Source organism: Microvirga sp. P5_D2, assembly GCF_054049475.1.
In genome coordinates this window covers 1-9072 of record NZ_JBFUMH010000185.1, presented here as the reverse complement: position 1 = coordinate 9072, position 9072 = coordinate 1, and the positions used below count along the sequence as shown (strand labels likewise).

4 protein-coding genes are annotated in these 9072 nt (G+C 64.4%); all 4 read left to right on the top strand.

The annotated features are described in order from the left end of the window. Positions 1–1774, top strand: a 1774-nt coding sequence (gene mads2 / locus ACXJKO_RS26990) for a methylation-associated defense system DNA methyltransferase MAD2 (protein ID WP_457094131.1), incomplete at its 5' end; no start/stop codon positions are given. 26 nt (positions 1775–1800) lie between these two features. After that, positions 1801–3177, top strand: a complete 1377-nt coding sequence (gene mads5, locus ACXJKO_RS26985; RefSeq protein ID WP_457094130.1) for a methylation-associated defense system restriction endonuclease subunit S MAD5 — start codon at positions 1801–1803, stop codon at positions 3175–3177. Beyond that, entirely contained in the window at positions 3177–7340 is a 4164-nt protein-coding gene (mads6, locus tag ACXJKO_RS26980) for a methylation-associated defense system protein kinase MAD6 (protein ID WP_457094129.1), read from the top strand. The genes mads5 and mads6 overlap by 1 nt, the downstream gene beginning before the upstream one ends. Further along, the gene (mads7, locus tag ACXJKO_RS26975) at positions 7340–9022 is read left to right on the top strand and encodes a methylation-associated defense system protein MAD7 (RefSeq protein ID WP_457094128.1); all 1683 of its coding nucleotides are present in this window, start codon (positions 7340–7342) and stop codon (positions 9020–9022) included. The genes mads6 and mads7 overlap by 1 nt, the downstream gene beginning before the upstream one ends. Positions 9023–9072: the final 50 nt, after the last annotated feature.

Here is a 9072-nt window from a genome sequence, read left to right as displayed (position 1 = left end):
CCGCCTGGTCGTCTGCCAGAAGGAGCTGAAGCTTGGAGACAGGGGCGCCTACAAGATGCGTGACCACGAGCAAGCCGCGAAGGACCTCGAGCTGCTCAAGGACGCGATGGCGGCATGCGAGAACTGCAAGTACGGCCTATGGACTAACGGTCTCGAGTTCTTCTTCTTCCAGGTCAAGCGCACAAAATTTGACGTGAAGTTCGTCGCGATCGGCGACTGGCCGCTCGCCGACGAGTCGATCGGAACTCGCGAGGTCGCCTCGCACGCGAAACTCCGTCGCGCCGATCCGGAGATGCTACGCACCGCCTTCCGTCGCTGCCACAACTTCATCCACGGCAACGAGGGCATGCCGAAGGACGCGGCGTTCTGGCAGTTCCTCTACCTGATCTTCGCCAAGATGCACGACGAACGGCAGCCGAACGAGAAGCGCCGCTTCTGGGCGGGACGCTTCGAGAAGAATGGTCAGCTCATCGATGAGCAGTTCGATCCGGCGGGACAGAAGGCCATTCGCGATCGCATCAAGCCGCTCTTCAACGAGGTGAAGACGAAGTACTCGACCGTCTTCCGCGGCAACGAGGAGATCACGCTTTCCGATCGCGCGCTCGCGTTCATGGTATCAGAGCTCGCGAAGTACGACTTCGGGCGCACAGACGTCGATGCGAAGGGCGCCGCCTACCAGGAGATCGTCGGGACCAACTTGCGTGGTGATCGCGGCCAGTACTTCACGCCGCGCGGGGCCATCAAGCTCGTCGTCTCGATGCTCAATCCGAAGCCGAGCGATCGTGTGATCGACCCGGCGTGTGGCACCGGTGGATTCCTCACCGCCACGCTCGCGCACCTCGCCCACAAGTTCCAAGAGGAGAAAGGCATCGAGCCTGGAGCGGAGTCGACGCAGGAATTCATCTCCATCCAGGAGCGGCTAAGCGAGTTCGTGAAGAAAAACCTGTTCGGGGCCGACTTCGACCCGTTCCTTGTCCGCGCCGCCCAGATGAACGCGGTGATGGCAAGCAACGCCGAAGCCCGCCTCTTCAACATCAACTCGCTCGAGTTCCCAGCTGGCCATCTGCCCGGCGTTGGCGAGGCGAAAGAGCTCGCCGAGCTCGGAACTATGGATCTTGTGATGACGAATCCGCCCTTCGGGGCCGACATTCCTATCACCGATCCGAACATCCTCAAGCACTTCGAGCTCGCGCACATCTGGGAGCGCACGAAAGATGGCGGCTTCAGGAATACGGGGCGCCTTCAGGGGAGCGTGGCGCCAGAGGTCTTGTTCATCGAGCGTTGCGTCGACTGGCTCAAGCCCGGCGGCCGCATGGGCATCGTCTTGCCCGACGGCATTCTCGGCAACCCGGGCGACGAGTACATCCGCTGGTGGATTCTCCGGCACACATGGGTGCTAGCAAGCATCGACCTGCCTGTGGAAGTCTTCATTGTCGAGGCCAACGTCAACATTCTCACGAGCCTGCTCTTCTTGAAGAAGAAGACGCAGCGTGAGATCCAGGCTGGCGATCTTGGCGGCAAGACGGACTACCCGGTCTTCATGGCCGTCGCTGAGAAGGTGGGGTTCGATCGGCGCGGGAACACGCTCTACAAGCGCAGCCCCGATGGCGAGGAGATCCTCGAGGACGTCGAAGAGGTCGAGCGCGTACGCACCAACGGCCACTTTGTGACCCGCACCCTGCGCCGCAAGAAGAAGAAGGTCGATGACGACCTGCCCGAGATCGCGAAGGCGTACCACGAGTTCAGGAAGAAGAACGCGGAGCCTGGCGCATGAAGGTGAGGTCTGTTCCGAGCACGTGGATGGATATCGACGGACGGCGACTTGACTGTGGCCCGTATATGTCTGGTGCGCTAGAAGCGAAGGTGATCCTCGAGCGATTGCCTCAAGCAAAGGAGCCGCTGAACGAGTTGTGCCTCGGAGGCAGGGACGGGATCATCAACCCTGGGCGTATCAAGCGGCTCTGGGTAGTCGACGACACGCACGGCGTACGATTTCTCTCGAGCACCGACATTCTGCAGTCGGACCTTTCCAGCTTACAGCTTATCGGACGGTCCGCAGTCCGGGCCAATCCGAAGCTTCTAATCAGTGCGGGAAGCACCCTCATCACCCGGGCCGGAACGGTAGGTCGCATGGCGTTCGTTCGCCCCGACATGCATGGCCTGGCTTGTACCGAGGACGTGCTTCGAGTCGTCCCCGACGCCGATAGAGTTCCCCCGGGTTACCTCCACGCCTACCTCCGCTCAAAATTCGGCGTGCCACTCATCGTGTCTGGCACCTACGGCGCGATCATCCAGCACATTGAGCCCCACCACATCGCGGATCTGCCAGTCCCTCGCCTGGGCAAGTCGGTTGAGAGCCGCGCCGACGAGCTGGTTATCAAGTCGGCGAACCTGCTGGCCAAGTACCAGGCCGACGTGAACAGCGCTACGAAGCGGCTCTTCGAGTCCGTAGGACTCGAAGACATCACCGCTGCGGATTGGCACCTGATGGGCCGCGACCTTGGATTCAGGGTCGCCGCCCCGTCGGTCGACTCGCTTCGTGCGCTCAATTTCACGCCCCGCTTCCAAAAGCTCGTGGAAGCGGTGAAGGCCGCACCGCACAAGGACCTTGGAGACCTTGTTGTGCCTGGCACGCTGCAGCGAGGCGCGCGCTTCAAGCGTATCGACGCAGCACCGGAGTACTCGTTCCAGCTCGTCGGGCAGCGTGAGTTGTTCTGGGTCAAGCCCGAAGGTCGCTGGATCGCGAAGTCGTCAGCGGGCAGGGACGTGATCGTCGCGCCGGGAACGATTCTCGTCGCGGCGCAAGGAACCCTTGGCGAATCTGAACTTTATTGCCGCGCCGAATTCATTTGGGGCCCGGCAGCGCAGCTCGCGTATTCGGAGCACCTGCTTCGTGTGGTCGCCAACGAACAGGAGATGCCCGCCGGGTGTCTCTACGCGTTCATGCGCTCCGAGACTGCGTTCCGCATGTTCCGATCCATCTCAACAGGCACAAAGCTGCAAGACCACCACCACGTAATGCGTGCGCAGCTCCCGGTCCCGTATCCCTCCAAGAGCGTTCGCGACGAGGTGCATCGCATGGTCGTTGACGCTTACGACGCACGCCACGAGGCCGTCGCTCTAGAAGACCAGGCCATCGCCCTCGTCGAAGACGCCATCGAGAAGGGGGCGAACTGATGGCCACGGTGATCCCCATCGGCGAGCCGGTGAACGAGGCCGAACGCCAGGCCATCGCGTACCTGCGGGATCACCTGCCGGCGAGCTACCTCGTCGCGCACAACTTCGAGATCGTCCGCAACGGCGAGGCCTTCGAGGTCGACATCGCGGTCATCGCTCCTCACGCAGTCTACCTCGTCGACGTGAAGGGCACGCGCGGCCTCATCGATGTCTACGGCCCCAAGTGGTACCCGGAGGGGCGTCAGCCCTTCAGCTCGCCACTCGCCAAGCTGCGCGGGCATGCGAAGGCGGTGAAGGGCATCATCACCGGCAGCCAGCCGGGCCGCCGCGACCTGGAAGACATCTACGTCGACGCCGCCGTCGTGCTCACCGCCCCTGACGCCACGCTCGTCGACCAAGGCGGCCGTGACGCGCCGAACGTCACGACGTTGAAGAAGGCCGCAGCGTTCTTCCAGAACAGCACGCGCATCCCCGCGGGCAAGTCAAAGAACATCGGCGCGCATCACAACATCATCATGAAGGCGATCCAGGGCGTGGCGAAGCCGCGCTCGGGCCCGCTGCGCTTCGGAAGCTGGCAGGTCCTCGAGAAGCTTGGCGGTACAGACAGCTACACTGAGTACCGTGCGTTCAACGCCTACGCCGGACAGAAATCCACCGCGCTTATCCGCGCGTACCAGGCTGACCCCTACAAGACCCAGGGGGAGCGCGAAAAGCAGCGACTCCTCATCTCGACGGCGTTCCGCACGCTTAGCTCGACGCCAGGACATCCGGGTATCGTCGGCGTGCGCGACTTCTTCCCAAGTGAGGGCGAGGACAAGTATTTCCTTGTTACGGAGGACGTCCCGGGGCAGGCTCTCCGCATTCACATCGCGAAGCCCACGCTGGCTCTGACGCTCGATCAGAAGAACACCGTCGCGGCAGACCTCCTCAGCGCGCTAGTGCATCTCGCGGCGCACGAGGTCGTTCACCGGAACATCTCACCAACCAACATCGTCGTTGGCACCGACGGGCGCGTTCGCCTCACCGGCTTCGACTTCGCGCGCCCGGGCACGGACCACAGCCGCACCATCGCGCAGGAGATCGTCGACGACCTCGAACCCAAGTACTTGGCGCCCGAGATCCACGGCGAGCCTGGCGCCGCGACGCCCGCCTCCGACATTTTCAGCGTGGGGCTCGTGCTCTACGAGCTGTTCACGGGCGAGCGGCCCTTCAGGACGCCGACCGAACTCTTCGAACAGAAGGCCATCTTCGCGGTGAAGCCGAGCGCGACCCGTCCCGAGCTGCCCAAGGGCTTCGACGCCTGGCTCCAGAAGCTCTGCGCCTTCGATCCCGACCAGCGTCCCACGGCAGCGTGGGCGCTCACCGAGCTCAAGGTGCTGCTCGATCCGAGCGGCGCCTCCGCGTCCGAACCGGGGAGCGTGCAGCCGTCGTCGTCCCCTGTCGAGCCCGCGCAGCCTCAGCTCGACTATTCGAACCTGCTGCCACAGACGCAGCTTACGCCGAAGTACGTCGTCGAGAAGCGGCTCGGCAAGCCGGGCTCCTTCGGCGTCGCCTACAAGGTCATCGACACGCTCGGCGACGTCTCGCGTGCGATGAAGCTCGTGCTGCGTGACCGCGTGTCGACGATTGACCGGCTCAAGAAGGAGTACAAGACACTCCTTCGCATCCCCGATCACCCGAACGTCGTAAAGGTGATCGACGCCGACTTCATTCCCGGCAACGGCCCACCCTTCATCGTCTTCGAGTACATCGACGGGCTCGATGTTGGCGAGATGATCGACGGCAACCTATTCGCGCCCGAAGACGCGCTCGAGCTCGCCCGCCAGGTGGTGTCCGGCCTCGTCCACCTCCACGAGGCGGGCGCCTTCCACTGCGACATCAAACCTCGCAACCTCCTATGGACCGACCGCGGCGCGAAGATCATCGATTTCAACGTGGCGGTCTTTGGCGCGAGCGGCGACCGAGGCGGTGGCTCGCGTCGCTACCTCCCACCGGACCTCAACCTCGAGGCGGTGCCGACGACTAGCGATCTCGCGGACCGCGACCTCTACGCGCTGGGCATCACGCTGTACGAGGCGGTGACCGGGCACTACCCCTGGYTCGACGCACAGATCCCTCCGCTGGGGAAGTCTGCCGGCGACCCGCGCGAGCACTCGAATCTGACGAACATCGCGCCCGAGCTGGCGGACCTGATGTTGAAGGCCATCGCGCCCAAGCGCGCCGATCGCTTTGCATCCGCCGCCGAGCTGCAAGGCACCCTCGCCAGCGTGCCCGCTGCACGGCGGGCCCCACGGCCCACGACGCCGGTGCCACCCGCTTGGGGCACCCCAGGCGACGGCGGCAATGGCAAAGGGCCCGGGAACGGCGAAGGCGCGGGAACTCCGATCCCGCCGAACACGAACCCCTACGTGCGCCACCTGCTTACGGTCTATAGCCAGAGCAAGCGGAGTAACGCTGGCACGCGTGGGCTCGACGTCATCAGCGAGCAGACCTACGTCGAGACGGCGCTCGACCGAGACCTCCTTCCGACCGTGCTTTCGGGCGAGTTTTCGCTCGTTGTTATTTCGGGCAACGCGGGCGACGGCAAGACCGCGTTCCTTCAGAAGCTCGAGCGCGCCGCGAAAGACGAGCAGGCCATCCTCACGCCGTCGCTGAACGGCGCGCGTTTCGAGTTACGGGGGCGCACGTTCCTCTCGAACTACGACGGCAGCCAGGACGAGGGCGACCAGAAGAACGACGACGTGCTTCGCGCCTTCTTCGCCCCCTTCAAGGGCAAGGATTCTTCGAGCTGGGCCTCGTCGAAGGAGACGCGGCTCATCGCCATCAACGAGGGCCGCCTTGTCGACTTCCTGGAGACGAACCGCTCCGACTTCGAAGCGCTCACCGCGCTCGTGAAGGAAGGCCTCCGCACGGGCGAGCCTGCCGAGGGCGTCGCGGTCGTGAACCTGAACCTCCGCAGCGTCGTCGTCGACCCCCAAGGCTTCGACAACTCGATCCTCGAGCGACTCGTGAACCGCATGACGCATGAGAAGTTTTGGGAGCCGTGCCACGGCTGCGACCTGAAGGAGAAGTGCTACGCGTTCCACAACGCGCAGACCATCCAGGACGAGACGGCGGGCAAGCACGTCGTCGAGCGTCTCAAGAGCCTCTACTCCATTACGCACCTGCGCGGGCGGCTGCACATCACGCTGCGCGACCTGCGCTCCGCGCTTGCGTACACGCTCGTCGGCACGCGCGACTGCGACGAGATCCACGAGCTTTACCGGACCGGCTGGCGCAACGAGATCATCCAGGGCTTCTACTTCAACAGTTGGCGGGGCGGCGACGCGCCGAATGCGGACCGCCTACTGACGCTGCTCTCCGAGGTCGACGTCGCCGATGTCGATGACCCGCGCCTGGACCGCGCGCTCGACTTTGTTTCGCCCGCCGAGGACCGCACGCTGTTCCGCTTCGAGCAGCGCGGGCACTACGACCGTGAGATCCTCCGTAGCCTTTACGATGAGCTGCCTCGCGACGTCTCCGGCAAAGTCAGCGCGCACCGCGCGGAGGCCCACCGGCGCTTCATCGCGATGGCGCGGAGGCGCGCGTTCTTCGAGCGCCGCGACACGGGCTGGCGCGGAATGCTGCCCTACAAGATGGCCGACGATTTGCTGGCCGTCGTACACGGCGACCGCACGCCCGACGACCTTCTCGAGCCGCTGCTGCTCGCCATCAATCGGGGCGAGGGGCTCACGCGACCCGAGCGCATCGGCAACAACCTCGCGCTTGAAGTTCGCCGTGTCGAAGGCGGCAGCGTGCGCTCGTACCGGTTGTACCCACGTGAGCGCTTCTCGCTCTCGCTGGCCGACCAGGCCTCGCGCTCTCGCTTCGTCGAGCACATGCCCACAGGCCTCGTGCTTCGTTACCAGGACAAGAACCTCGACGCCGAGCTGCTGGTGTCGCTTGATGTGTACGAGATACTGCAGCGCCTGAATGAGGGGTACCGGCCCAGTATCGAGGAGGAGCGGGGCTACTACCTGAGCCTCGCCGTCTTCAAGAACCAGCTGGGCTCCGCACCCTACCAGGAGGTGCTGCTCAGCACGTCGGGCCACGAGTTCTACCGCGTCGCTCGTCAGGCCGACGGCCGCCTCGAGATGATGCGCGCTCGGGAGGGAGCGGTCTGATGTCCTTGTCCAAGCGCGATAGAGAGTTCCGGCTGCCGAAGATCAGCTACCTCGACTTCAAGCACCTCGAAATGGACCGCGTGCTGACCGCGTTCTTCGCGCGACTCGCGCACAATGGGTTCCCGAGCCGCTTGCGACGCAAGGTTGAGCTGTCGGTCGAGAGCTTCGTCGAGGAGTTCCTCGATCACCCGGAGTGGTTCACGGGCTTCAAAGACCACCGCGAGGTGCTGGAACGTTGGGTCGAGACGCACCTGCTCGACGTCGTGAACCGTGGCAAGGCGAACCAGGCGGTGGCCGCGCCGCGCCCGCTGCACGGCTTCACCTACCGGTTCCGCAACCCGAAGCACTCGCGCGACTACGGCGCCGCGCAGCACCTCTACGAGATGCTCTACGGTGCGCGGAACGGTGCTGGCCAGAAGGCTATCGAGCACCTCAACTATTTCTTCTTCCAGGRCCACGACAAGGTCACCGGTAGGGCCGATTCCGGGGTGRCGCTCGACGTCGAGACTCAGGCGCTGCTGCGGCTGCTTGACCAGGTTGAGGACGCGCCAGACACGACGTCGGGCCGCGAGACGTTCGCCCCACTTTGCGTGGGCGCGGCAGACCTCCTGGCCGAGGACATCCAGCGCCTACTGTTCTATCAGCGCTTCATCCCGCGCTCGGTGATGGTGGACTACCTGAAAGTCCTTATCGCCTTCCACCTCGGGCTCTATCACCTGCGGCTTCTAAAGCTCCTGCCGGCGCTCGTGCGCAAGAAAGGCTCCGACCCGACGTGCTTGATGGGCGCGTGCCCGATGAACGCGAAGAGCCCAGACAATCCGTTCGGCGATTGCCCCTATCGCGTTGCCATCCTCGTCGACGTTGCGGGCCAGCCTGGTACGCCGATGGCGGCGCTCGCGGAGCGCAGCGCGGATACGCACTATCGACGCATCCCGTCCTTTGTGCGCGCTTACTTCGCGACAAAGAAGCTCGACGAGTTCGCGACCGACCTCGTGCGGCGCGGCAAGCTCTCGAAGCCAACGAGCGGCGACTTCTCGGTGGGCGAGGTGCTCCAGCTCCTCGACGCACCGCTGAAGGCCGAGCGCGAGAAGTTCTTCGGCCAGCGCATCTCGAGCCTGGTCGAGGAGACTTCGGGCGCGAAGGACGCGGAGCTCGATCCCGAGCTGAAGGCGGTCACAGAGATGGGGCTATCCGAGTTCGACGCATACATCGAGATGATTGTCGCGCTGCGCGGTCGCTTCCACCGGCAGTACATCGTCGAGTGCCTCGACTCGCTGCTGCTCAAGAACCGCTCGGGCGCTGCCCTGGCGCAGGGGCGGACGAAAAACGCGCCGCGCCGCTTTGTGCTCGATAGCCGCCTTCTCGAGGTTCTGCTCCAGATCGCCGTCTTGAAGCCGGGCGGCGCCGAAGGATTCCACACGGGCGAACTGCGCGTCGACGAGCTGCTCGTGTTCCTGCGTGAACGCTACGGCATCCATATCGACCAGTTGCCACGGGGCGACGGCTTTTCGACGACAAGCATCGAGGACCGCCGCGCGCTCCGCGACAACGTTCGCGCGTTCACCGGACGACTCCGCGAGGTCGGCTTCTACCGCGACCTTTCCGACGCCTACGTCACCCAGACCATCACCCCGAGGTATCGCATCGCCGCCGACGACACGGCTGCAGGAGGACGGCCGTGAGCGCTGGGTTTCAGGAGCTGTCACAGGCGCAGCTCTCGATTGAGTTGGAG